Here is a 24,180-nt window from a genome sequence, read left to right as displayed (position 1 = left end):
ATTTAGCTTTTTGTTGGAGTAGCACCGTCAGCAGGAGCATCTGGTAAAACAGTTCCTTTGATAGTAACTACTTTTGTTTCTTGTCCGGCAGCATTTGATTTAATTGTTACCGTTTTTGTAAATGGACCAACTCTGTCAGTCGCATATTTTACACCAATAACTCCTTTAGCTCCAGGAGCAATTGAACCTTCTGGTTTTGAAGGAACTGTACAACCACAAGAACCTTGTGTGCTTTCAATAGTTAATGGTTTGTTTCCGTTGTTAACAAAAACAAATTCTCTTTTCCCATCAGAATTGTGAGGAATTGTTCCGTAATCGATAGTTTCGTTTTCGAAAAGCATTCCAGCGCCGTCAACTTTTGGAGTTTCAACTTTAGCCGGAGTGTCAGCTTTCTTAGCAGTTTTTTTTGCAGTTTGAGCATTGCTAGTTGCAACACCAAAAACAGTAATCGCAGCTAATAAGATAATTCTTTTCATTTTATATAGTATTTAAGTTTCTGAGACAAATGTATTGTAATTTTAGAATGCGACTCTTTTTTTTGTCTTAAGGTTAAATTAATTTTTTTTAGGAAGGCTAAATCATTCTAAAATATTTAAATTCGCTTTCACTAAAATTAATTCAAATCCATTGGCGGCCAAAGAAACTTCGACGAAAGAAACTCCATTAATGAAGCAATACAACGAGATAAAAAGAAAGTATCCCGATGCGTGTTTGTTATTTAGAGTAGGAGATTTTTACGAAACTTTTGGAGAAGATGCTATTCGGGCTTCTAAAATTCTTGGAATTGTTTTAACCAAGCGTGGTGCGGGAAGCGAAACCGAAACGGCTTTAGCGGGTTTTCCACATCATTCTTTAAATACCTATTTGCCAAAATTGGTAAAAGCCGGACTTCGTGTAGCGATTTGCGACCAGCTCGAAGATCCAAAGATGACCAAAACGATTGTTAAACGTGGCGTTACAGAATTGATTACGCCCGGAGTTTCAATGAACGATGAGGTTTTACAATCCAGGTCTAATAACTTTTTGGCTTCGGTTTATTTTGGTAAAAAGCAATTAGGTGTTTCGTTTCTTGATGTTTCTACGGGTGAATTTTTAACAGCACAAGGCAACGAAGAGTATATTGATAAGTTGCTGCAGAATTTTAGTCCGAGTGAGGTTTTAATTCAAAAAAACAACCGAAATCAATTCAAGGAAATATTCGGAGAAAGATTCAATGTTTTTTATCTCGAAGATTGGGTTTACAAAGAAGATTACGCTTTAGAGACATTAAACAATCATTTTCAAACCAAATCCTTAAAAGGTTTTGGAATTGAAGAGTTGCTCGATGGCATTATAGCTTCAGGTGCAATTTTATTTTATTTATCTGAAACGCAGCATAATAAAGTCCAGCATATCACCAATATTCAAAGAATTGCAGAAGATGCTTATGTTTGGATGGATAGATTTACCATTCGGAATTTAGAATTATATCATAGCCATTCTCAAAATGCGGTTACCCTTTTGGATGTGATTGATAAAACGCTTTCACCAATGGGTTCAAGATTGTTGAAGCGTTGGTTGGCCTTACCTTTGAAAGACATTCACAAAATTAGAAGCCGCCATGAAGTTGTTTCTTATTTAAAGGAAAATTTAGAAATTCTTCAGAAAATGCAATACCAAATCAAGCAAATTTCCGATTTGGAACGTTTGATTTCTAAAGTGGCAACCGGGAAAATTTCTCCGCGGGAAGTTATTTATCTCAAAGAATCCTTAGATGCGATCATTCCAATAAAAACAATTGCTTTAGAAAGTAAACAGGAAGCAGTTCGGGTTATTGGCGATAGTCTGCATTCGTGTGATTTGCTTCGCGAAAAAATAAAAACGACTTTAAATCAGGATGCACCAGTGGCTATTGCCAAAGGAAATGCGATTGCTAGCGGAGTTCATTCCGAATTAGACGAATTGCGAAGTATTGCCTTTTCAGGAAAAGAATATTTGGACGGCATTGAAAAGCGAGAATCAGAGCTAACAGGAATTTCTTCTTTGAAGATTTCTTTTAATAATGTTTTTGGCTATTATATAGAAGTCCGAAATACACATAAAGATAAAGTTCCGACGGAATGGATTAGAAAGCAGACTTTAGTAAATGCTGAAAGATACATTACAGAAGAATTAAAAGAATACGAAACTAAAATTCTTGGTGCGGAAGAAAAAATCCATCAAATAGAAAGTCAGTTATTCGAACAATTGGTCAGTTGGATTGCGACTTATATTAAACAAGTTCAATTGAATGCCAATTTAATTGGTCAGTTGGATTGCCTGATTTCATTCGCGCAATTGGCCATTGAAAATGATTATGTGTGTCCACTTCTTGATGAAACATTTGAATTAGAAATTATAAATGGTCGTCATCCGGTTATAGAAAAGCAATTGCCTGTTGGTGTTCCCTATGTCCCAAATGATGTTTTTCTGGATAGAGAATCGCAACAGCTTATTATGATTACCGGGCCAAATATGTCTGGGAAGTCGGCAATTTTGAGACAAACGGCGTTGATTGTGCTTTTGGCCCAAATGGGAAGTTTTGTTCCAGCTGAAAAAGTCAGAATGGGAATTGTAGACAAAATTTTTACACGAGTAGGAGCAAGCGATAATATTTCGATGGGCGAATCTACTTTTATGGTCGAGATGAATGAAACTGCTTCCATTTTGAATAATATTTCGGATAGAAGTTTGGTTTTGTTAGACGAAATCGGTCGCGGAACAAGTACGTATGACGGAATTTCTATAGCGTGGGCAATTGCTGAGTTTTTGCATGAAAATCCAGCCAGACCAAAAACGCTTTTCGCGACGCATTATCACGAATTGAATGAAATGAGTGAGTTGTTGCCAAGAATTAAAAATTATAACGTTTCGGTAAAAGAGTTAAAAGACACCGTTCTTTTTATTAGAAAACTGGTTGCCGGAGGAAGCGCACATAGTTTTGGTATCCATGTGGCAAAAATGGCCGGAATGCCGCAAACAGTCATTCAAAAAGCGCAAAAGCTTTTAAAGAAACTAGAAAAAAACCATTCCAGTGAATCGCTAAGTGGAATAAAGTCCGCCAAAGACGAAATGCAATTGAATATTTTCAATCTGGATGATCCTTTATTGGAAGAAATAAGAGAAGATATAATGAATTTAGATATCAATACTTTGACGCCAATTGAAGCTTTGATGAAACTAAATGAATTAAAACGGATGCTGCAGAAAAAATAAATGCTACCAATGAATTGTGTTTATCAATTGGTTAGGGTTTGACAAAGTTTTTTTCAAAAAAAACGTTTGTATTATTCATTTTTAATATTACATTTGCATCCGCAATATAGCATAAGTATTGCTGTTCTGATAAATAATGTGAATGCGAAAATAGCTCAGTTGGTAGAGCGCGACCTTGCCAAGGTCGAGGTCGCGGGTTCGAGCCCCGTTTTTCGCTCAAGATATAAACGTTTTGATTATGATGTTAATCATCATAAACTATAACGCTCGGATGGTGAGTATATTTAATTAATTTTTTCTAAAAATTAAACCATCAAAAAAATCATTCTGCTCGGATGGTGAAATTGGTAGACACGCTGGACTTAAAATCCAGTGAACAGCAATGTTCGTGCGGGTTCAAGTCCCGCTCTGAGTACAAAAAGCTTCAAACATAGTTTGAAGCTTTTTTTGTTTATATGGTTTGCAAAATAAATTTGGAAAGTATAGAAAATAAGAAAGCCACGCTTAGCGTGGCTTTAAATCTTTAAAAAATAATTAGTTTCTAATTATTTTTTTTCAGCTGGAGCAGCAGCTTCTGCAGGTGCAGCAGCAGCAGTTGTGTCAACAGCAGTTGTGTCAGCAGCTGGAGCAGCAGTTGTGTCAACAGCTTCAACAGCAGTTGTGTCAACAGCTTCAGTAGCAGCAGCATCAGCTTGCTTACAAGATACTACAGTTAATGCAGCAATAACAGCTAAACTTAAAAATACTTTTTTCATCTTACTTAATATAAAAGGTTAATTATTAATTCGAGGCAAAGATATAAATTTTTTAATAGGTTAAAATAATTTTTTAATTTTTTTTAAAAAACCTATATTTTACTTCGGCTTTTGGTTAACAAGAATCGTGCCAAAACTTAAATTAATGTTAAAAAAATTACTTTTTCTTTCCTGGAGCAATGATTTTTAACTCTTTAATTAAATTATCAGCTCCTGCAAACTTATCAATAATGAACAAAACATAACGAATATCTACCATAATATTCCTGCAAATTTCAGGAGAATAATAAATATCGCTCATTGTCCCTTCCCAAACCCTGTCAAAATTCAAACCAATTAAATTTCCTTTGGAATCCAAGGCTGGGCTTCCGGAATTTCCACCAGTAGTATGGTTTGTAGCGATGAAGTCTAATGGCATTCTACCGTTTACACCATAAATGCCATAATCTTTTGTATTGTATAAATCAATCAGTTTTTTGGGAACATTGTATTCATAATCGTTGGGAATGTATTTTTCAATTACTCCATCAAGATAAGTGAATGGCTCATAAAACACACCATCATTTGGTTTGTAACCTTTTATTTTTCCATACGTTACACGAAGTGTGCTATTGGCATCCGGGAAATTTCTGTTTTTTGGAAATAACTCCAAGATGGCTTTCATATAGGTTCTCTGGGCAGCGGTATTTCTTAAATTTATTTCGTCATACTTTGGCATTACATTTTTTAAATGCGTATCAGCAATAGCTTTAATTACTTTATAACCCTCATCATTATTTAATTTTTCTAAAACAGTTTTCGCGTCTCCGGTTAATAATTCTTTGACTTTATCATAACTTACCAATTGTGATTTTGTAAAAATAGTGTTGGCTAAACTTTCTGCATTGCTATTTTCCAATGAACTTGGTAAAAATTGTTTTGGGTATTTTGAACTGTAAATAGCAATCAACTCTTCGAAAACTTTTTGATCAACCGCTGGATTATATTCATTATAAAACTCTTCCCAACCGTTAATTAAGGTTGTTCTTCTCTCATTGAAAGACTTTTCACCTTTGGAACTGTATAATTGTTCCAGTTGGTATAACTTATAACCAGCTGTTAGAATTTCAGCATTTTTTCCAACGATTTCATCAAACATATCTTTGGCTAAAGCATAATCTTCGATTTCGCCATAATTTTTCTCAAAATCAGAAAGCAAGTTTATATATTCCTTTTTCCCTGTGGCATTAACTTTTTCTTGAAAATGCTCTTCAAATATTTGTTTGGCTACAATAGCATTCGATTTTTTTAAACCTTTGATTTCGCCTTGCCATTTTTTCCAGTAGTTAGCAAGTGATTGATTTTTTGTAGCGTATTGAATTTTGATAGCCTTATCTCTTCGCATAAATTCATTTTGTATTTTCAAAGTAACATCACGTATTTCAATTTTGGCTGGATCCAAAGTATACATAATTTGCTCCACAGCATACGAAGGAAGGTATTCCTGTGTCGTACCCGGATAACCCAACACCATAGTAAAATCATTTTCTTTTAAACCTTTCAGAGAAATTGGGAAATAATATTTTGGTTTATAAGGAACATTCTCTGTAGAATATTCAGCAGCATGATTGTCTTTCCCGGAATAAATCCTGAACAAGGCAAAATCCGCGGTGTGTCTTGGCCAAACCCAATTGTCTGTTGGATCTCCAAATTTACCGATTGAAATCGGAGGCGCTCCAACCAATCGAATATCTTTAAACGTTTCGGTTACAAAAAGTAAATATTGATTTCCGTTATAAAATGTTTTAATAACGTTTTCTTCCCAACTTTCTTTTGGTAATGTCTTGGTTAGCGTAGCAATGTTTTCGAGAATTTTTTTCTGTTTGTCGGCTTCAGATTCAATTGACACAACACCTTCCAAAACTTTTGTAGTAACATCTTCAATTCGCACTACAAATGACACAATCATTCCTTTATTAGGTAATTCATCTTCCATTTTGTATGCCCAATAACCATCGGCCAGATAATCGTGTTCAACGGTAGAATGATTCTGAACCGCATCAAAGCCACAATGGTGATTGGTTAAAATCAAACCTTTGTCCGAAATAACGGCTGCAGTACATTTTTTGTCAAAATGCGGAACACCATCTTTTATACTCGACTTATTAATGGAATAAATCTGATCGGCAGTGATTTTCATGCCAAGGTTTTTCATTTCGTCTTCGTTCATTCCTTTTAACAAAGAGGGAATCCACATGCCGCCTTGTTGCGCAGAAACCTGGATAAAAACAAATAAGAGTAGGATTTTAAAAAATTTCATAGTTTAAATTATTGATAGAAATGAGTTTGCTGTTTGTTTTATTTGTTACAAATATGCTTTAAAATAACATCCGTCGCACCTTTATTCATTTGCACAAAAGTTGAGCAAATATGCCCTTTTTCATGTCGAATATCTTCATTGGAAATCAAATTGGAAAAGGCATCATTCAATTCATTTTGATTAGCAATAGAAACACAACCTTCCTGATGAACCAAAGCCACAGCTTCGGCAAAATGCGAAAAGTTTGGCCCGACAATAATCGGAATCCCAAAAGTGGCAGGTTCCAAAATATTATGAACACCAGGATTTCCAAAACCACCGCCAACATAAGCAATATCAGCATAGCTGTATATTTTGGTCAGTATGCCAATGGTGTCAACGATTAAAACATCGTAATCAGATAAATCAGTGTTTTCTTTTTCTGAAAATAAAATTACTTTCTTAGAAATGGAGTTTTTCAATTCCTGAATTTGTTCCGATTTGATATTGTGTGGCGCAATGATGAATTTTACTTTTTCATTCGTTTGATTGATGTAGTTTACCAATAAACTTTCGTCTTTTGGCCAGGAACTTCCAATGACAATTGTCGTTGTGTTGTTTTTAAATTGCTTGATAAAATCCAAAGAATTATCTCTTTCTAAAATAGCAACTACTCGGTCAAAACGCGTATCACCAGATATTTTTACATTATTGAAACCAAGTTTCTGAAGCAACAATTTCGAGCTTTCATTCTGAACAAAAAAGTAATCAAATGTTTTTAAAGCGCTTCGGTAAAAGCCACCGTACCATTTGAAAAACGCCTGATTTTCCCTGAAAATTCCTGAAATCAAATACGTATTGATATTGAGCTTTTTTAATTCGTTCAAATAATTTGGCCAATATTCATATTTGATAAAGAAAACCAAATCGGGATGAACCAGTTTTAAGAATTTTTGAGCGTTTGATTTTGTATCCAAAGGCAGATAAACAGTAACATCTGCGATAGTATTATTTTTACGAATTTCATAGCCCGAAGGCGAAAAGAAGGTTACAACAATTTTATGATTTGGGAATTCTTCTTTGATTTTTTCCATGACAGGCAAACCTTGTTCAAATTCGCCTAGCGAAGCCGCATGAAACCAAATCGTTTTGTCTGACAAACTGATTTTGCTCTCCAATGTTTCAAAAACAGTTTTTCTTCCAGCAACAAACAGCTTTATTTTTGGGCTGAAAAGCGCCGCTACTTTCACTATTTGTGAAGCAAAAAGCAACAATAAATTATATAGAAAAAGCATCTCCAAAAATTTGTTGGGCAAAAATACGTTTCTTTTGCGGAATAGGATATTCTACTTCAGAATTTCTTACTTTTGCATCACAAATTTCAGAATCATGAGAAAAATTCAAATGGTTGACTTAAAAAGTCAATACGAAAAAATAAAAGCTACGGTTGATGCTTCTATTCAGGAAGTTTTAGACACTACAACTTATATCAACGGACCAAAAGTTCACGAATTCCAAAAGAATCTTGAGGAATATTTAGATGTAAAACATGTAATTCCATGTGCGAATGGAACCGATGCGTTGCAAATCGCCATGATGGGATTAGGATTAAAGCCAGGCGATGAAGTTATCACTGCCGACTTTACGTTTGCCGCCACAGTTGAAGTGATTGCGTTGCTACAACTAACTCCGGTTTTGGTTGATGTTGATTTGGTGAATATGAACATTTCGATTGATGCAATAAAGAAAGCGATTACGCCAAAAACTAAAGCAATCGTTCCGGTACATTTGTTCGGAAGAGCTGCAAATATGGAAGCGATTATGGCGATTGCAAAAGAGCATAATTTATACGTAATCGAAGATAACGCACAAGCCATTGGAGCCAATTGTAAATTCTCTGACGGAACTAAAAAGAAAGCAGGAACGATTGGTCACGTGTCATCAACATCGTTTTTCCCATCTAAAAATCTAGGTTGTTATGGTGATGGTGGCGCGATTTTTACCAATGACGATGCTTTGGCACATACTATCCGCGGAATTGTAAATCACGGAATGTACGTTCGCTATCACCATGATGTGGTCGGAGTAAATTCACGTTTGGATAGCATTCAGGCAGCAGTTTTAAATGCGAAATTACCATTGTTGGATAGTTATAACGAAGCAAGACAAAATGCGGCACGAAAGTATACAGCTGCTTTTGAAGGGCACAAAAATATTATTGCACCAACTATTTGTGATAATTGTGATTGCCATGTTTTTCATCAATACACTTTGCGCATCATTGATGCTGATAGAGATGCTTTGATGGAACATTTATTGGCGAAAGGAATTCCTTGTGCAATTTATTATCCAATTCCGCTGCATTCACAAAAAGCCTATGTAGATTCAAGATATAAAGAAGAAGATTTCCCGGTAACAAATCAATTGGTAAAAGAAGTAATATCGTTGCCAATGCACACCGAGCTTGATGACGAGCAAATCAAATTTATTACGGATAGCGTTTTAGAGTTTTTAAAATAAAATGAAAATACTGGTAACTGGTGGTTTAGGATTCATAGGTTCACACACTGTTGTTGAATTGCAAAATGAAGGTTTTGAAGTCGTGGCGATTGACAATCTTTCCAATTCTTCTATTGAAGTTCTTGACGGAATTGAAAAAATTACAGGCAAAAAACCAATTTTTGAAAATATTGATTTAAGAGATAAATCAGCAGTCCAAAATTTCTTCAAAAAGCATAGCGATGTTTTGGGTGTAATTCATTTTGCAGCTTCAAAAGCAGTTGGTGAAAGTGTTGAAAATCCGTTGTTGTATTATGAAAACAATATTAATTCGTTAGTTTACCTTCTGCAGGAATTGACTATTCTGCCACAAGCTAATTTTATTTTTAGTTCGTCTTGTACGGTTTACGGTCAGGCCGAAAAAATGCCAATTACAGAAGATGCTTCCGTGCAACCGGCAAATTCACCTTATGGGAATACCAAGCAAATAGGTGAAGAAATCATCATTGATGTGGCAAAAGTTAGCAATATCAATGCTGTTTTATTGCGTTATTTTAATCCAATTGGTGCGCATTCAAGTGCAGAAATTGGCGAATTACCAATAGGAATTCCACAAAATTTAGTGCCATTTATTACCCAAACTGCCTTTGGTTTGCGAAAAGAACTTTCGGTTTATGGCAATGATTATCCAACACTTGACGGAACTTGTATTCGCGATTATATCCATGTAGTTGATTTGGCGAAAGCCCATGTTGTTGCACTCCAAAGATTATTGAAGAAACAAAATCCGGAAAAAGTGGAAACGTTCAATTTAGGAACAGGAAAAGGGAGTTCTGTTTTGGAAGTTATCAACGCTTTTGAAAAAGTTTCAGGACAAAAGTTACCATACAAAATTGTCGGAAGAAGAGAAGGAGATGTGATATCCGCTTATGCCAATACCGATAAAGCAAATGAAGTTTTAGGATGGAAGGCAGAACTTTCGTTAGAAGACGGATTAGCTTCCGCCTGGAAATGGGAACAGAAAATTAGAAGTTAAATTTAAATAACAAAGCCCTGATTTCTCAGGGCTTTTTTGTGTTTTATTTCTTTACAGATTCTTTTAGTTTTTTTGCAGCTTCTTCCAGCTTATCTGCAGTTTTTACTTTTACGGTGTCAATTTTGGCATTGGCTTTCTCTTTTAGTGTATCCAGTTTTGCTTCAGCCTTAATTTTAGCAGTATCAACAGCTGCTGTTACTTCTTCGGTTACGGCATCTGTGGCTTCGTCCAGTTTTTCTTTGGTTTTGTCTTGGCAGCTACCTAAAACTGCTACAAATGCTAGTGATAAAATTATTTTTTTACTCACTAGGTAAAAATTGTTTTTTTGGTGTTCGTGAATCTTCGATTTCATGATATTTATACTTTAATTTTTAATAATAGATTCGGGTCAGGGCAATTCGCCAAATAAAATGCTAGCTTTTTTGTACTGCACACTCCGGGATAATCACCAACTTTATTTTCCATGTCGATAATGATTTGGAAATGCAAATGCGGCGCATAATCCCCATTGATTGGTGGCAAACCTAAATTGGCTATCTGTTGGCCTTTCTTTACAAAGTTACCTATTTTTTTGTCTTCTAAACTATTCAAACTCAAATGACCGTACAAAGTATGAAACGTAAAATTTTCTATTTGATGTTTCAAAATAAGTGTCGGACCATAATCGCCAAGAGAGTCGTTGTTTTGAAAACTGTGAATAGTGCCATCCAAAGCCGCATAAATAGGCGCAGATTCGTTAATCCATAAATCCAAACCAATGTGAATATTGCGTTCATCGCTATCTTGATTCTTGAAAACGGTGCTTCTTTGATATAAATTTCGATGTTCATGATAACCTCCAAAAGCAATTTTAGCCTGATGATTGTCTAAATACTCCTGAATATAATGCTCGTAATCTTTGGAGGTTTCCAGTTTTTGTTTGGACAAATTTACATTCGTAACAGACAAATCCAGAGCCACATAATCAGCATAATCTATTTTTTTAGAAATAACTTTAGCTGATTCGGTATTGCTCAAGAGTTCAAGAAATTTTTTCATAAAAATAATTTGTGTTCAACAAAAAAATCCTCACAAACGTTTGTTTATAAGGATTTTACTTTTTTATAATGAAAATTAAGCTGAAATCGTTTCGACTTCGTTGTTGATTTTTCCAACTAATCCAACCAATACTTTTCCTGGTCCAACTTCTGTAAAACTTGTCGCTCCGTCTTTTATCATTTGTTGTACTGATTGTGTCCATCTTACCGGAGCAGTCAATTGGATGATTAAGTTTTTCTTGATTTCGTTAGCATCAGAAACAGCAGTTGCCGTCACATTTTGATATACCGGGCAACTCGGAGTTGAAAACGTTGTTGCTTCTATGGCTGCAGCCAATTCTTCTCTGGCCGGTTCCATCATTGGCGAGTGAAACGCACCACCAACAGGCAAAATCAACGCTCGTTTTGCACCGGCTTCTTTCATTTTTTCGCAGGCTAACTCTACGGCTTTGTATTCTCCCGAAATTACTAATTGTCCGGGACAATTGTAATTTGCAGCAACCACAACACCATCAATAGAAGCACAAATATCTTCTACGATTTTATCATCTAAATTTAAAACCGCAGCCATTGTAGAAGGTGTAATTTCACAGGCTTTCTGCATGGCAATCGCACGTTGTGAAACTAATTTTAATCCGTCTTCAAAAGACAAAGCGCCGTTGGCAACCAATGCTGAAAATTCGCCTAATGAATGTCCTGCAACCATATCAGGTTTAATGTTTAACGTTTTTGCCAATATTACCGAATGTAAAAAAACCGCAGGTTGTGTCACTTTGGTTTCTTTTAATTCTTCAGCAGTTCCTTCAAACATGATATCGGTAATACGGAAACCTAAAATATCATTGGCTTTTTCGAAAAGCTCTTTGGCTAAAGCCGAATTCTCATATAATTCTTTACCCATTCCGGTAAATTGTGCTCCTTGTCCTGGAAAAACGTATGCTTTCATCCTAATTTGTTTATTGTTTTGAATAGCAAAAATACTAATTATATTTCAATCGAATTTACGATTTCGGTCAACTGATTTTTTAAGTCCGGATTGATAATTCCATTGCCAGCATCAAAATTTTCATTGAAACTCGGCAGTGAAAAACTACCTTTAACAACACCGCCTTGAAACGGCATTCTTTTCACGGCAATGTCAAGCACCGAACTTCCGCCTCGTGCGCCGGGAGAAGTAGCCAGTAATAGCATTGGTTTTTCCTGAAAAGTTTTGCCATTAATTCGCGACATCCAGTCGAGGATGTTTTTGAAAGCGGTTGTATAGTTTCCGTTATTTTCGGCAAAAGAAATCAGTACGAAATCAGCATCACCAATTTTTTGATAAAAATCATGAGCCAATTGTGGAATGCCAGCTGCCTTTTCGCGGTCTTTGGAATAAATAGGCATTTCGTAATCATTCAAATCCAAAAGGTCAACAGTTACATCTTTGAAAAGGCCTGATGCATATTTTGCCAGTTGTTTGTTGATGGAATCGCTGCTGTTGGATGCTCCAAAGGCAAGTAATTTTTTCATTTTTTATTTAAGTAATAGGTTAGCGCTCCTGATGGGCATTTATTTACCGTTTCAATAATTTTGTCTGTAGTTGAACCTTCAGGAGTAATCCATGGTTTTTCTTTTGGCTTGAAAACATCAGGATTGTTTTTTACGCAATTGGCAGAATGAATGCATTTTCCCGATTGCCACACTATGGTCACTTCGCCATTGGTGTATTCTTTGGTTAGGTCTTTCGGATCCATTATATAGTGGTGTTAATAGTTATTTTGTTTTTCAGAATTTTAGAAATTGGACATTTTTCCGCAATTAAAAGCAAACGCTCTCTTTGTTCGTTAGGAATGTTCGTTGGAAAAGTTATGATTCTTGAAATCGTGGTTTCCAGTTCGGGATTTAATTCCTGAGCTAAATTTAAGGAAATATTGATTTCGGGAATGTCCCAGCCTTTGTGGTCAATATACATTCGTAAAGTAGATAAGGTGCAACCCGCTAATGATGCCAGAAAAGTTGAAAAAGGGTCAGGCCCAATATTTTTTCCGCCCACATTTTCGGGTTCATCCATCAACAAGGTGCCATTACGCCAGGAAATGGTACACAAATATTTCTGTGTACCAATTTTTCCTTCAACGTTATTTTCTAAAAGATTTGCCATAATTATGTTTATAAAACGTCTCTAAATTCTTGAACTTTATTAAAAACACTTTTTGCAAACGGACAAAGCGGAATGATTTTGATGCCATTTTCACGAGCATATTCAACAGCTTTGGAAACCATTTGTTTACCAAAACCTTTGCCTTCATTTCCAGGATTTACTTCCGTGTGGTCGATGATGATTTGCTTATCGCCTGCAAAAACAAAAGTCATCATGGCTTCGTGTTTTCCGTCAACATCAATATAAAAAAAGCCTTTATTGCCATCGATTTTTAATTTTACTTCGCTCATAATATTTAAAACTAAAGATTTTATGCTTTGCGGCTCTGCGTCTTTGCGAGATTCATTTCACGCAAAGGCGCAGAGTTGCAAAGGGATTATTATTGATTCATTGGAACTTCCATTAATAAAATTTCAGCATCTGAAGTAGCTTCAAAAGTTACTTTGTCAAAGTCGGTGATGCCCAAACCGTCACGTTGTTCCAGTTCTTGTCCGTCCACTTTTACGCTTCCTTTAATTACAAAAACATACAAACCATTGCCTTCTTTTTTGCGATTGTAATCAATAGTAATTCCTTTATCCAAATTTCCCATGTGAAACCAAGCATCCTGGTGAATCCATACGCCAGAATCATCAGCATTTGGAGATAAAATTTGTTGTAATTTGTTATGTCTGTCAGTTGTATCTAATGTAATTTGTTGGTAACGAGGTTCTACATTTCTCACTTTTGGGAACACCCAAATCTGCAACAGATTCGTTCTTTTATCGTGATTCGGATTGAATTCAGAATGTTGAATCCCGGTTCCGGCACTCATTACCTGAACGTCACCAAATTTGATAACCTCAGTATTTCCCATGCTGTCTTTGTGTGCTAAATCGCCTTCAAGCGGAATGGTAATAATTTCCATATTATCGTGTGGATGTGTTCCGAAACCCATTCCTGATGCTACAATATCATCGTTTAAAACTCTAAGAACACCAAACTGAACTCTTTCTGGCTCATAGTAACTTGCGAAACTAAAAGTATGATGTGCATTTAACCAACCGTGATCGGCGTGTCCTCTTGTATTTGCCTTGTGTAAAACGGTATTTTTCATAATGTTTAAATTTACTAATTATTATAATACAAATTTACAGCGACAACTTCCTGCGGGCACTTAATGTAGATTAAGAAATTATTTCTTCAGCATTCTCGCTTTCATTTTGCTAAAAAACTCCGGCGTAACACCAATATAAGAAGCAATTTGTTTTTGAGGAACTTTCTGAATCAGCGTTGGGTATTTTCTACAGAATTTTTCAAAGCGTTCTTCTGCGGTTAAGCTAAGATTATCCATCAACCGCTCCTGATTGGCCACCAAAGAATTTTCGATAAGGATTCTGAAAAAACGCTCGAGTTTTGGAATTTCGAGATACAGTTGGTCCTGATTTTCTTTGGTTAAAACAACTACTTCGGCATCTTCTAAAACTTCTATAAAAAGATTACCGGGTTTTTGAGAAAGTAAACTGTACATATCGCTAATCCACCAGCCTTCGCATGCAAAACTCATAACGTGTTCGACTATATTGTCATTGATATTAAAACTTCTGAGCAAACCTGAATTCACAAAATAGCCTTCCTTACAAACATGACCGGCATTTTGTAGAATGGTTTTAGCTTTAACTTTTTTGGTTTCAGTTTTGGATAAAAACAGCAACTCTTCTTCAGGAGTTAACGAGATGTGTTTTGAAATGTTTTGTAAAATCAGATTCATATTCCCAAAAGTACAATAAAAGGAATACATAAAAAAAGCGTCCCGTTTTAATTGGGACGCTTATGCTTTTTAATGTTTGTGTCCTGCATGTGGATCAGGAGCTGTCGCTGGAAGCAATTTAAAGCTTGAAGCTACAAAACGGTCGCCTTTTATTTCGCCAACCACTTCGGCTTTTCTGATTGTTGAACAAAACCCATCTTCAGCATGAGCATCGCCATGTTTGTGAATGTCGGTACCGTCAACAAAATACGTTTTTCCTTCAATACGAACCGCTAAATCACAACCGCCTTTGCCTTTCATTCCGAATTGGCATTGACCGCAAGACGCTTCAACGATTTGGGTTTTTGGTTTGTCTTGCGCATTTACAGAAATGCAAACAAAAAGAACAAGAATTGAAATGACTTTTTTCATAATGATATAATTTAAGATAAAGCTTCCTTAATTCTTTTGAAAGCTTCGGTTAATAATTCTTCACTGGTTGCATAAGATATTCGGATGCAATTTGGATTACCAAAAGCGTCACCTGTAACTGTTGCTACATTAGCTTCCGACAATAAATACATCGAAAAATCGTCTGCGTTCTTAATTAATTTTCCGCGCAATGTTTTTCCGAAATACGAAGATACATCAGGAAAAACATAAAATGCTCCTTCAGGCGTATTGATTTTTAAACCCGGAATACTTTTGGTTAAACCAACAACCAAATCTCTACGATTTTTAAAAGCAGAAACCATTTCGTTTAAAACACTTGGATCTGCATCAACAGCTGTAATTGTTGCTCTCTGCGCAATTGAATTCGCTCCGGAAGTAACTTGTCCCTGCATTTTTGTACAGGCTTTAGCAATAAATTCAGGTGCGCCAATATAACCAATTCTCCAACCTGTCATCGCAAAAGCTTTGGCAACGCCATTCACCGTAATGGTTCTTTCAAACAATCCCGGAATGGAACCGATGCTGCAAAAAGTTCCGGAGAAATTGATGTGTTCGTAGATTTCGTCAGAAACGATATAAACGTTTGGATATTTTTCCAATACTTTTCCAATAGCAGTCAACTCTTCACGATTATAAACCGAACCACTCGGATTACATGGCGAACTGAACCACATCATTTTGGTTTTTGGCGTAATCGCTGTTTCCAATTGCTCGGCTGTTATTTTAAAATCGGTTTCTACAGAAGTTGGCACTTCAACCGGAACGCCACCAGATAATTTGATAATTTCAAAATACGAAACCCAATAAGGAGCTGGAAGAATTACTTCGTCACCGTCGTTAAGCATCACTTGTGCAATGTTGTATAACGATTGTTTCGCACCTGTTGAAACTACAATGTTTGCCGGTTTGTAATCTAAGTTATTATCGCGTTTGAATTTTCTGCAAATCGCATCTTTCAGTTCTCCATAACCGTCAACAGGTGTGTAAGTACTGTAATTTTCATCGATTGCTTTTTTAGCGGCTTCTTTTATGAAATCGGGCGTGTTGAAATCCGGTTCACCCAAACTTAAACTGATGATGTCTTTTCCTTGTGATTTTAATTCTCTTGCTAATGCAGCCATAGCAAGGGTTTGTGATGTAGCTAAATTGTTAATTCTGTCCGATAAAATACTCATTGTGTGTTGTTAATTATGTTAAATAAAGAAACGCCAATTAAGGCGTCTTTTGATATAAATTAGGCTAATTGTGGCTGTCTTCCCAGTTCCCTTAAATGTCTGAAGTGCGAAATAATTGCAGCTCTGGTTGTTTTGAATTCGTAGTATGGCAACTCACATTCTTTAGCGGTTTGTTTTACGATTTCAGCAATTTTTCCATAATGAATATGGCTGATATTTGGAAACAAATGATGCTCTACCTGATGATTTAATCCGCCTGTATAATAGTTTACCAACCAGTTTTTTGGCGCGAAATTCGCCGTGGTAAATAATTGGTGAATTGCCCAGGTATTTTCTATTTCGCCATTGTCATCCGGAATTGGGTTTTCAGTTTCTTCAACAACGTGAGCCAATTGGAAAACTACGCTCAAGATAACTCCGGCAGTGTAATGCATTACCAAAAAACCTAAAACTACTTTCCACCACGTTATTCCCATAACCATCGGTGCTACTATCCAAATAGAGAAATAAATAATTTTAGTGATGATTAAAGTGGTCCAACGAATTGCTGGTTTTTTGAATTCACCATACGATAAATTTCTTTTCAAATAGCGTTTCATTTGAAGAAAATCAGTAGTGATTGCCCAGTTAAAAGTTAACAATCCATACAGGAAAACAGAATACAAATGCTGAAATTTATGCAGTCTATACCATTTTGCGTCTTTGGTAAAACGCATAATTCTTCCTGCTTCTAAATCTTCATCATGACCTAATATATTGGTATAAGTATGGTGCAAAACATTGTGTTGTACTTGCCAATTGTAAACATTTCCGGCCAAAATATAAATGCTTCCGCCCATGAATTTATTTACCCACGATTTAGAAGAATAAGCCCCATGATTTCCGTCGTGCATCACATTCATACCTACTCCGGCCATTCCAATTCCGATAACAACATTAAGCAAAAGATAAACCCAAAATGGCATATCCATAGCTAATAAAAAGAAATATGGTGTCAGGAAGATGGAAAACATTACAATCGTTTTTAGATGCAGTTTCCAGTTTCCGGTTCTGTCAAGGTTGTTTTCTTTGAAATAGTTATTTACTCTAGAGTTAAGTGTTCTAAAGAATTTTAAACTATCTGTTTTAGAAAATATAGGTGCAGTAGAATTCATGTTTTTTGATATTCAAAATTTTTCCCAAATGTACTTATTATAATTTTTTTGCAACTGATATAAATCATTTTTTATCAACTAAAACAGTATTTTTGTGGAAAATTTAACTAATGGAAGAAATTAAGAGGCAATTTCCTAATCTTACTGAAAATCAAATAGTACAGTTTCAAAAACTAGAAGCCCTGTATCAGGATTGGAATGCTAAAATCAATGTAATTTCCCGAAAGGATATTGATGAGTTATATACAAAACACGTTTTGCATTCGTTGGCTATAGCCAAAATTCAGCCTTTTGAAGCAGGAACTTATATTCTTGACGTTGGAACTGGCGGCGGATTTCCCGGAATTCCATTGGCGATTTTGTTTCCGGAAACGCGTTTTTATCTGATAGATGTTATACTGAAAAAAATCAATGTGGTAAAAGCTGTTGCCGAAGCATTGGAATTAAGAAATGTAAAAGCCGAACAAATAAGAGCTTCGGAAGTTAAAGGCGATTATGATTTTATTGTGAGTCGTGCTGTGACCAATATGCCCGATTTTGTTTCCTGGATAAAAGACAAAATCAAAAAGCAGAACAAGCATAAATTACCTAACGGGATTCTTTATTTAAAAGGTGGTGATTTGACCGAAGAGTTAAAGGATTTCCCAAAAGCAACAGAATATAACATTGCCGAATTTTTTAAAGACGAATTCTTCGAAACCAAAAAGGTTGTGCACTTGCCACTAAAGTTTAAAGCATAAAAATAGCCCCGATTTAGGGGCTTTTTTAGTATTAACTTTTAACGATTTTCTTTGTTACACTTCCTTTTTCATTGCCGATAGTGATAAGATACATCCCTTTGGATAACAAGACAGGAATTTCAAATGTTCCGTTTATAGTTTTGTTTTTTGTTTGATAAATTGTTTTTCCCAGCATATCCGTTACCGAAATGGCAGCATTTTCAAGTGTAGTTGATGTATTAATCAGGATTGAATTTTGAATTGGATTTTGTATCCAAATAGCATTTAAGGCAGCATTGTCATTTACAGACAACGGTGGATTTAAAATTTCATTTAAAGCAAAAGCGGTATTCTGAGCATTTAACGTAACGTGATTTTCATTTACTGTTGGGATAGATGATGCCACAAAAGGAGTAACGGAACTTCCGGTTACCGGACTGTACAAATTTTGAGTATTTGATATTGCCATTGAACTCCATGTTGGTATAAAAGTAAAATAATCGGCATTTAGGTTAGCAAAAAATTCTGTTAGTAAAGGATCTGTTCCTAAACCTGCCTCCAAACCAGACAAATCAAATCGTCCTCCAGGCGCGGTATCTAGACCAGCGGTATAAGTGGGCGCTTTTGAATTGGCCATGCTTTCATAAGCGGTTACCCAAGCGATTACTATAAATGCTTGTCCTCTAAAGCGGCTAACCTGATTGGTTGTATTGGTGTTGGGAGTATAACGCAAATTAATAATCGCTCTTTGTGTTGATGTTATATTAAAAGTGTGATTCATTACTTCAAAATCGGGAGTGTAATTCATCGTTCCATCTCCGGCTCCATTGGCAATAGAGACGTTACGAACTGTTGTTGGGAAACCCATTGCGTTCAATTCGTTTTGAAATGGTGTTCTGTAATTTGGACAACCTGTTGGTAATAAGGATGTAGTTGTTGTATTAAATTCAAAAGCACTTCCTGCCTGCAAATGACCTTCAAACTGGTCGATTAACATTTCTCTTGCGGCCGGACTTTTCATCATACCATCAACAATAGGTTGAACCGCAGTAATCGCAGCCGGACCGTAAGCCATATAATTAAACAGATGTTGGAATCCTATTGGGACATTAGCTCCCTGATGCGGAGAATCAAATGAAATATACAATCTTGTATCGTGATTCAGGCTGTTCATTTCCATATAGCGCAAAGCATATCGGGCGATTAATCCGCCCATACTTGGTCCGATAACCACATTCTTTTCGGTGCCTACTTTTTGAGCATTGATTTGGTTGAGAAGCTCCACAAATATCATTGCGTTTCTTTGAATGTAATCTGCACCGCCATCTATAACAGTTGTTGTAGAAGGACGCGTATAGGTTGGAAAATTCAAAATGATAATGTCAAACCCCTGAGCTCTTAAATCAGTAGCTAAATTTTGGCCGGTTCCATAATTTAAAAAGCTGTAGATAGCTGTGGTATTTCGGGTATCACCAGGATCAAAACCATCCAAAAGAAATATCGGTTTGTCAAGAACGCTATCCACGTTGTCAAGGAAAACTTCGTATTGTCCTTGTCCAACAAAGGCAGCACTTTCTCCATAACCTTGATATGGAATTGTAGAACTAATCGTATTTACTACATTCGGTGCTAAAGGCAGCGTATTTTTGTTAGCTACTGATTCAGAATTACTGATTTCTATTTCAAAGGATTGTGTTATCGTTTCTCGATTATTGAATACAATTTTGCATTTTACAACGTGCTTACCGTTTTCACTCATAGGTAGCGTAAAAGGACTGTTTGTTGTGATTTGTTTCCAACCGGATGTTTCTTCCGATTTGATATAAATAGCTGCAATAACTTTAGCCGTAGTATTGAAGATGAAATCGTCCTTCAGAACAAACGATGCTTTTGTCGATTTAGCAATTAGTGGTGCCATAACAGTAATTGAATGTTTTTCAAACACATTGTTAGCATCAGGTTTTAGCTCCATCTTATTATTGCTGTTTGAAAATACATCGCCGTTTTCGAGTGCCGTTTTTTTAATGGTTTCGAATTCAGAAATTAAAATCGCAAGTGGAATTTGGTTGTTTACAAATCCTAATTTAGCTGCATCTTTAAGCGTTTCGTATTTTGGCAACGATTGTGAAAAATCGGCACGTTGTATTTCGTGATATACCTGATTGAAATAGCCTGATGTAATAGCTGTCTTCCGCAATTCTGTGGCATTAGACACACCAAAAATTCGGTCGTAAAGTATATTTGTCTGGGTTTTATCTTTTAATAAATCATAGGCTTTATCCTGAGCTAAACCCAATGCAGAAAATAATCCGAAAAATAATAGAGTAATTTTTGACTTCATTTGTGGATGGTTTTGGTTTTGACTCCCGAATATACAAAAAATTAAGAATCAAGCACATAAAAAAAGTCCGGGCATATACCCAGACTTTTATAATTATAAACCGTTATAAAATTATTCTCCCAAAAACGGATAACGATAATCTTCCGGAGTTACAAAAGTTTCTTTGATAGTTCGTGGCGAAACCCAACGCAATAAGTTTTGCATTGACCCCGCTTTGTCATTTGTTCCCGAAGCTCTGGCGCCACCAAAAGGTTGCATTCCTACAACAGCTCCGGTTGGTTTGTCATTAATATAAAAGTTTCCGGCGCTATTTTGTAAAGCTAAAGTGGCTTCTTCAATAGCGTATCTGTCCTGACTGAAAATGGCTCCTGTCAAAGCATATTCTGAAGTTCCGTCAACCAATGCTAATGTTTCAGCCCATTTCTTGTCATCATAAACATAAATCGTCATTACAGGTCCGAAAAGTTCGGTTTCCATCGTAGCATATTTTGGATTCGTAGTAACAATTACCGTTGGTTCAATGAAATATCCTTTTGATTTATCATAGTTTCCACCAACGATGATTTCGGCATCTGAATCAGCTTTCGCCTGATCAATTGCTTTCGCCAGTTTATCAAACGAACCTTCGTGAATTACGGCAGTAATAAAGTTTCCAAAATCTTCAGGCGAACCCATTTTCATCGATTTCACATCGGTAATCAATTGTTCTTTCACTGCTGGCCACAAACTTTGCGGAATGTAACCTCTTGAAGCTGCTGAACATTTTTGCCCTTGAAATTCAAAAGCGCCACGTGTGATTCCGGTAACGACTTGTTTCACATTCGCACTTGGATGCGCCAAAACGAAATCTTTTCCACCCGTTTCTCCAACAATTCTTGGGTAGGTTTTATAAGTATGAATATTGTTTCCTATTTTTTTCCAGATTTCCTTGAATACAAATGTTGAACCTGTATAATGAACACCTGCAAAATCCGGATGTGCTAAAATAGTATCTGTAATCATAACTGGGTCACCAAACACTACGTTAATAACACCATCAGGAACACCAGCTTCTTTGAAAACATCAATGATGATTTTTGCTGAGAATACTTGACTATCGCTTGGTTTCCAAACAACAGTATTTCCCATGAGCGCAGCACTTGCAGGTAAATTTGCTGCAATAGCCGTAAAGTTAAACGGTGTAATTGCATAAACAAATCCTTCTAACGGGCGATATTCAACGCGGTTCCAAACATCAGAAATCGATTTTGGCTGGTCGTTATAAATCTGTGTCATGAATTCTACGTTGTAACGTAAAAAGTCAATCAACTCACAAGACGCATCAATCTCTGCCTGATAAATAGTTTTCGATTGTGCAATCATCGTTGCGGCATTTATTCTAGCTCTGTATGGTCCGGCAATTAATTCGGCAGCTTTTAAAAAGATGGCCGCACGTTGTTCCCAAGCCATGTTTGCCCAATTCTTTCTTGCTTCAAGAGCAGATGCAATGGCTTTTTCAATATGTTTTTTTTCTGCCAAATGATACGTTCCAACTATATGTTGGTGGTCATGAGGTGCAGACATGTTTCTGGTATTTCCGGTGCGAATTTCCTCGTTACCGATATAGTTTGGAACATCTATAGTTTCGTTCCACATTTTTTTATAAGCTGCTAAAACTGCTGCTTTTTCAGGAGAATTTGGAGCGTATGATTTTACGGGTTCGTTGACCGCTTTTGGAACATGAAAAAAACCTTTTGGCATAATAGGAAAAGATTAAAAATTTGACAATTGAATGGTTTAAAAGATTCTTTTTTAAGAATTTCTAAACGCGACACAAAAGTACAAAGGAAATTTTGAATTTTTAATAAGAGAGGACAAAGATTAATTTGCTTTTAACAAGACTTTTAATTCAATGCAAAAGGCGCACTTAATTTAAAAGTTGGCACTATAACTTTGAAAGTTTTGGTAGTAGTAAAATTAATCATATTGAAATAACCACTCATTGCTCCAAATGGAGATGAAAGTAAACAACCTGAATTGTAAGTGTGTTTTTCGCCTGGTTTCAGTACTGGTTTTTTGCCAATTACACCTTCGCCGTCAACAATTTCAATATTGTTAAGAGAATCCAGGATTTCCCAATGACGCGTGTTTAACTGAACGGAATCCTTGCTATGATTTTCGATGGTGATTTCATAACTAAAGGCAAAATGAAGCTTGTAGTTCTTGAAGTAAGTGCCTTCAAAACTAGTCAAAACTGAAATTTTTATGCCTCTTGTTATTTGAGTAACCATAAATTAGATTCTAAAACGATGTCAAAATTACAAAAAATACTGCTCGGTAAAATAAATTAGTGTTAATTTTTAGTTAGTTATATCAACGGAACTTGCTATTCCTTTTCCAATAATTCTGTCATATCGTTGGTTATTTTCTTTATAATAAACTAATACAAAATAATTGTTCTCTGTTTGGAAAAAATTACCATCAATAGCATTTTCCTGATCAATTTTTCCTTTATTGTCTGAAATCACATATTGGTAATTGGTGAAACCTTGTTTTATCATAAGAGCTTTTTCATAGATTCCTTTTTCGGCATTATAATCCATTTTGTTTTCATCACTCATGGCAAAATTGTTGAACATGCCGTTAACATAAATTGATTTTGTACCATATAAGCTTGGAGCCGAAAGAGAGAAGAAAACCCAGGCATAATCGGCTTCAATTTCATTGTTTTGAGCACCAATGTTTTTTACGATAAAGTTTCCGTTAATATCAGGGAAATAAGTATATGGAAAATTTGCTTTTGATTGGTCTAAATAAAGATGCGCATTGTAAACGCCGCCTTTAGAATCTACGGTTGCTATGCTGTTATTAGCAGCGCGAATATCTTTGTTTTCAAAAAAATGAAATTCATTTCCCGCCCAGAATTGGGTTTCGGCATCATATTTATAAATCAAATCATTGCCAATGGTATATTGTGGTTTGATGTTAGTTATTGCATTGTCAATTCTACCATTTTGTAACAACATTACTTTTACATTTTGCAACGGACTTTGGAAATTTATGGTTGCTGATTTTATGGCAAAATCCAGATTGTGTTTTTGTTCAACAACACTTAAGTTTCGGGCTCTTTTTATTTGCAATGGTACGGTAACCAATTCTTCATAGAGAATGAACCTTTTGGTAAAAACGACTTCTTTGTCATCGTTTAAAATCTTAATTACATAATTTCCGCTAACTCTGAATTGGGTAAATCTGTTAGGAAATGAAAGTCTATAATGTGAATATAATTGTAAACAATTTAGGGAGTTAGAGTAATCCTGAATTCTTTGATCATCAAAACCGTTTAGGTATTCTGCTTTTGCTAACTGAGACGGTTTCCAGTCGTAATCACAATGGGTTATAGTGTAATAATAATTGGCTTCATTGCCATACAAGTCATCAAACTGAACTTGAAAGCTATCACCTAATCGGAATAAAGGGACCGCATTTTGTCCATTTTGAACAAAGCTTACAGTTTTGATGTTATAGGGTGGCGGTATTTCTTTTTCGGCCTGAGAAAATATATTTCCTGAAAGAAGGATAAATGCAAAAGTGAGTACGCTCTTTTTAAACATAATTTTCATTTTTCGAATGGTAAATATAATAATT

Annotated in this window: 24 protein-coding genes and 2 tRNA genes; 6 read left to right on the top strand and 20 right to left on the bottom strand. The window is 35.7% G+C overall.

Annotation, left to right across the window (positions count from 1 at the left end):
• Window positions 1-2: 2 nt before the first annotated feature.
• A complete protein-coding gene (locus GS03_RS01305) occupies window positions 3-476 on the bottom strand; it encodes a DUF1573 domain-containing protein (protein ID WP_136150773.1) in 474 nt (157 codons plus the stop codon).
• Between the two features lie 151 nt (window positions 477-627).
• On the opposite strand from GS03_RS01305, the gene mutS reads away from it, so the two are divergent.
• The 3 genes from mutS (at window position 628) to GS03_RS01290 (ending at window position 3,649) form a co-directional block, all read left to right on the top strand.
• Window positions 628-3,234, top strand: coding sequence for a DNA mismatch repair protein MutS (mutS, locus tag GS03_RS01300; RefSeq protein ID WP_136150772.1), 2,607 nt, complete (start codon window positions 628-630; stop codon window positions 3,232-3,234).
• Window positions 3,235-3,378: 144 nt separating this feature from the next.
• Window positions 3,379-3,451 (top strand) — tRNA-Gly (locus GS03_RS01295).
• A 112-nt stretch (window positions 3,452-3,563) separates the two neighbouring features.
• Window positions 3,564-3,649: transfer RNA gene (locus tag GS03_RS01290), tRNA-Leu, on the top strand.
• A 130-nt stretch (window positions 3,650-3,779) separates the two neighbouring features.
• On the opposite strand, the gene GS03_RS01285 is transcribed toward GS03_RS01290, so the two are convergent.
• From GS03_RS01285 to GS03_RS01275, 3 genes are all read right to left on the bottom strand, one after another.
• Entirely contained in the window at window positions 3,780-3,989 is a 210-nt protein-coding gene (locus tag GS03_RS01285) for a hypothetical protein (protein WP_136150771.1), read from the bottom strand.
• Window positions 3,990-4,146: 157 nt separating this feature from the next.
• Window positions 4,147-6,288, bottom strand: coding sequence for a S46 family peptidase (locus GS03_RS01280; protein ID WP_136150770.1), 2,142 nt, complete (start codon window positions 6,286-6,288; stop codon window positions 4,147-4,149).
• Between the two features lie 38 nt (window positions 6,289-6,326).
• Window positions 6,327-7,562: a 3-deoxy-D-manno-octulosonic acid transferase gene (locus tag GS03_RS01275; protein WP_136150769.1), complete on the bottom strand. Its 1,236-nt coding sequence runs from the start codon at window positions 7,560-7,562 to the stop codon at window positions 6,327-6,329.
• A 94-nt stretch (window positions 7,563-7,656) separates the two neighbouring features.
• On the opposite strand from GS03_RS01275, the gene GS03_RS01270 reads away from it, so the two are divergent.
• Together GS03_RS01270 and galE are read left to right on the top strand one after the other, a co-directional pair.
• A complete protein-coding gene (locus GS03_RS01270; protein WP_136150768.1) occupies window positions 7,657-8,787 on the top strand; it encodes a DegT/DnrJ/EryC1/StrS family aminotransferase in 1,131 nt (376 codons plus the stop codon).
• Between the two features lies 1 nt (window position 8,788).
• Window positions 8,789-9,802, top strand: coding sequence for a UDP-glucose 4-epimerase GalE (gene galE / locus GS03_RS01265; protein WP_136150767.1), 1,014 nt, complete (start codon window positions 8,789-8,791; stop codon window positions 9,800-9,802).
• Window positions 9,803-9,845: 43 nt separating this feature from the next.
• On the opposite strand, the gene GS03_RS01260 is transcribed toward galE, so the two are convergent.
• From GS03_RS01260 to GS03_RS01205, 12 genes are all read right to left on the bottom strand, one after another.
• On the bottom strand, window positions 9,846-10,154 hold the full coding sequence (locus tag GS03_RS01260) for a hypothetical protein (protein ID WP_136150766.1): 309 nt from the start codon (window positions 10,152-10,154) through the stop codon (window positions 9,846-9,848).
• 5 nt (window positions 10,155-10,159) lie between these two features.
• Window positions 10,160-10,840, bottom strand: coding sequence for a peptidoglycan DD-metalloendopeptidase family protein (locus tag GS03_RS01255; RefSeq protein ID WP_136150765.1), 681 nt, complete (start codon window positions 10,838-10,840; stop codon window positions 10,160-10,162).
• Window positions 10,841-10,915: 75 nt separating this feature from the next.
• Window positions 10,916-11,785 (bottom strand): ACP S-malonyltransferase, encoded by an 870-nt coding sequence (fabD, locus tag GS03_RS01250; RefSeq protein ID WP_136150764.1) that lies wholly within the window; start codon window positions 11,783-11,785, stop codon window positions 10,916-10,918.
• 38 nt (window positions 11,786-11,823) lie between these two features.
• Window positions 11,824-12,351: an NADPH-dependent FMN reductase gene (locus GS03_RS01245; protein WP_136150763.1), complete on the bottom strand. Its 528-nt coding sequence runs from the start codon at window positions 12,349-12,351 to the stop codon at window positions 11,824-11,826.
• On the bottom strand, window positions 12,348-12,575 hold the full coding sequence (locus GS03_RS01240) for a (4Fe-4S)-binding protein (protein WP_136150762.1): 228 nt from the start codon (window positions 12,573-12,575) through the stop codon (window positions 12,348-12,350). The genes GS03_RS01245 and GS03_RS01240 overlap by 4 nt, the downstream gene beginning before the upstream one ends.
• Window positions 12,575-12,982: an OsmC family protein gene (locus GS03_RS01235; RefSeq protein WP_136150761.1), complete on the bottom strand. Its 408-nt coding sequence runs from the start codon at window positions 12,980-12,982 to the stop codon at window positions 12,575-12,577. Before GS03_RS01235 ends, GS03_RS01240 begins: the two co-directional genes overlap by 1 nt.
• Before the next feature lie 8 nt (window positions 12,983-12,990).
• Complete coding sequence (locus tag GS03_RS01230; RefSeq protein WP_136150760.1) at window positions 12,991-13,272, bottom strand: GNAT family N-acetyltransferase; 282 nt, start codon at window positions 13,270-13,272, stop codon at window positions 12,991-12,993.
• Between the two features lie 89 nt (window positions 13,273-13,361).
• The gene (locus GS03_RS01225; RefSeq protein WP_136150759.1) at window positions 13,362-14,078 is read right to left on the bottom strand and encodes a pirin family protein; all 717 of its coding nucleotides are present in this window, start codon (window positions 14,076-14,078) and stop codon (window positions 13,362-13,364) included.
• Window positions 14,079-14,156: 78 nt separating this feature from the next.
• A complete protein-coding gene (locus GS03_RS01220; protein ID WP_136153034.1) occupies window positions 14,157-14,732 on the bottom strand; it encodes a Crp/Fnr family transcriptional regulator in 576 nt (191 codons plus the stop codon).
• Window positions 14,733-14,801: 69 nt separating this feature from the next.
• Window positions 14,802-15,143: a DUF6370 family protein gene (locus GS03_RS01215; protein WP_136150758.1), complete on the bottom strand. Its 342-nt coding sequence runs from the start codon at window positions 15,141-15,143 to the stop codon at window positions 14,802-14,804.
• 11 nt (window positions 15,144-15,154) lie between these two features.
• Complete coding sequence (locus GS03_RS01210) at window positions 15,155-16,339, bottom strand: pyridoxal phosphate-dependent aminotransferase (protein WP_136150757.1); 1,185 nt, start codon at window positions 16,337-16,339, stop codon at window positions 15,155-15,157.
• Between the two features lie 59 nt (window positions 16,340-16,398).
• Complete coding sequence (locus GS03_RS01205; RefSeq protein WP_136150756.1) at window positions 16,399-17,493, bottom strand: fatty acid desaturase family protein; 1,095 nt, start codon at window positions 17,491-17,493, stop codon at window positions 16,399-16,401.
• 110 nt (window positions 17,494-17,603) lie between these two features.
• On the opposite strand from GS03_RS01205, the gene rsmG reads away from it, so the two are divergent.
• Entirely contained in the window at window positions 17,604-18,233 is a 630-nt protein-coding gene (rsmG, locus tag GS03_RS01200; RefSeq protein ID WP_136150755.1) for a 16S rRNA (guanine(527)-N(7))-methyltransferase RsmG, read from the top strand.
• Window positions 18,234-18,264: 31 nt separating this feature from the next.
• Here the strand turns inward: rsmG and GS03_RS01195 are convergent, their stop codons facing one another.
• From GS03_RS01195 to GS03_RS01180, 4 genes are all read right to left on the bottom strand, one after another.
• A complete protein-coding gene (locus GS03_RS01195; protein WP_136150754.1) occupies window positions 18,265-20,553 on the bottom strand; it encodes a T9SS type A sorting domain-containing protein in 2,289 nt (762 codons plus the stop codon).
• Between the two features lie 111 nt (window positions 20,554-20,664).
• Entirely contained in the window at window positions 20,665-22,293 is a 1,629-nt protein-coding gene (gene pruA, locus GS03_RS01190; RefSeq protein ID WP_136150753.1) for an L-glutamate gamma-semialdehyde dehydrogenase, read from the bottom strand.
• A 143-nt stretch (window positions 22,294-22,436) separates the two neighbouring features.
• Window positions 22,437-22,823, bottom strand: coding sequence for a Co2+/Mg2+ efflux protein ApaG (gene apaG, locus GS03_RS01185; protein ID WP_136150752.1), 387 nt, complete (start codon window positions 22,821-22,823; stop codon window positions 22,437-22,439).
• A 69-nt stretch (window positions 22,824-22,892) separates the two neighbouring features.
• Window positions 22,893-24,146: a type IX secretion system plug protein gene (locus tag GS03_RS01180; protein WP_136150751.1), complete on the bottom strand. Its 1,254-nt coding sequence runs from the start codon at window positions 24,144-24,146 to the stop codon at window positions 22,893-22,895.
• Window positions 24,147-24,180: the final 34 nt, after the last annotated feature.

Source organism: Flavobacterium sangjuense, assembly GCF_004797125.1.
Lineage (GTDB): Bacteria > Bacteroidota > Bacteroidia > Flavobacteriales > Flavobacteriaceae > Flavobacterium > Flavobacterium sangjuense.
The sequence above is the reverse complement of the archived record's forward strand: the minus strand, read 5'-3'. Positions and strand labels throughout refer to the sequence as shown.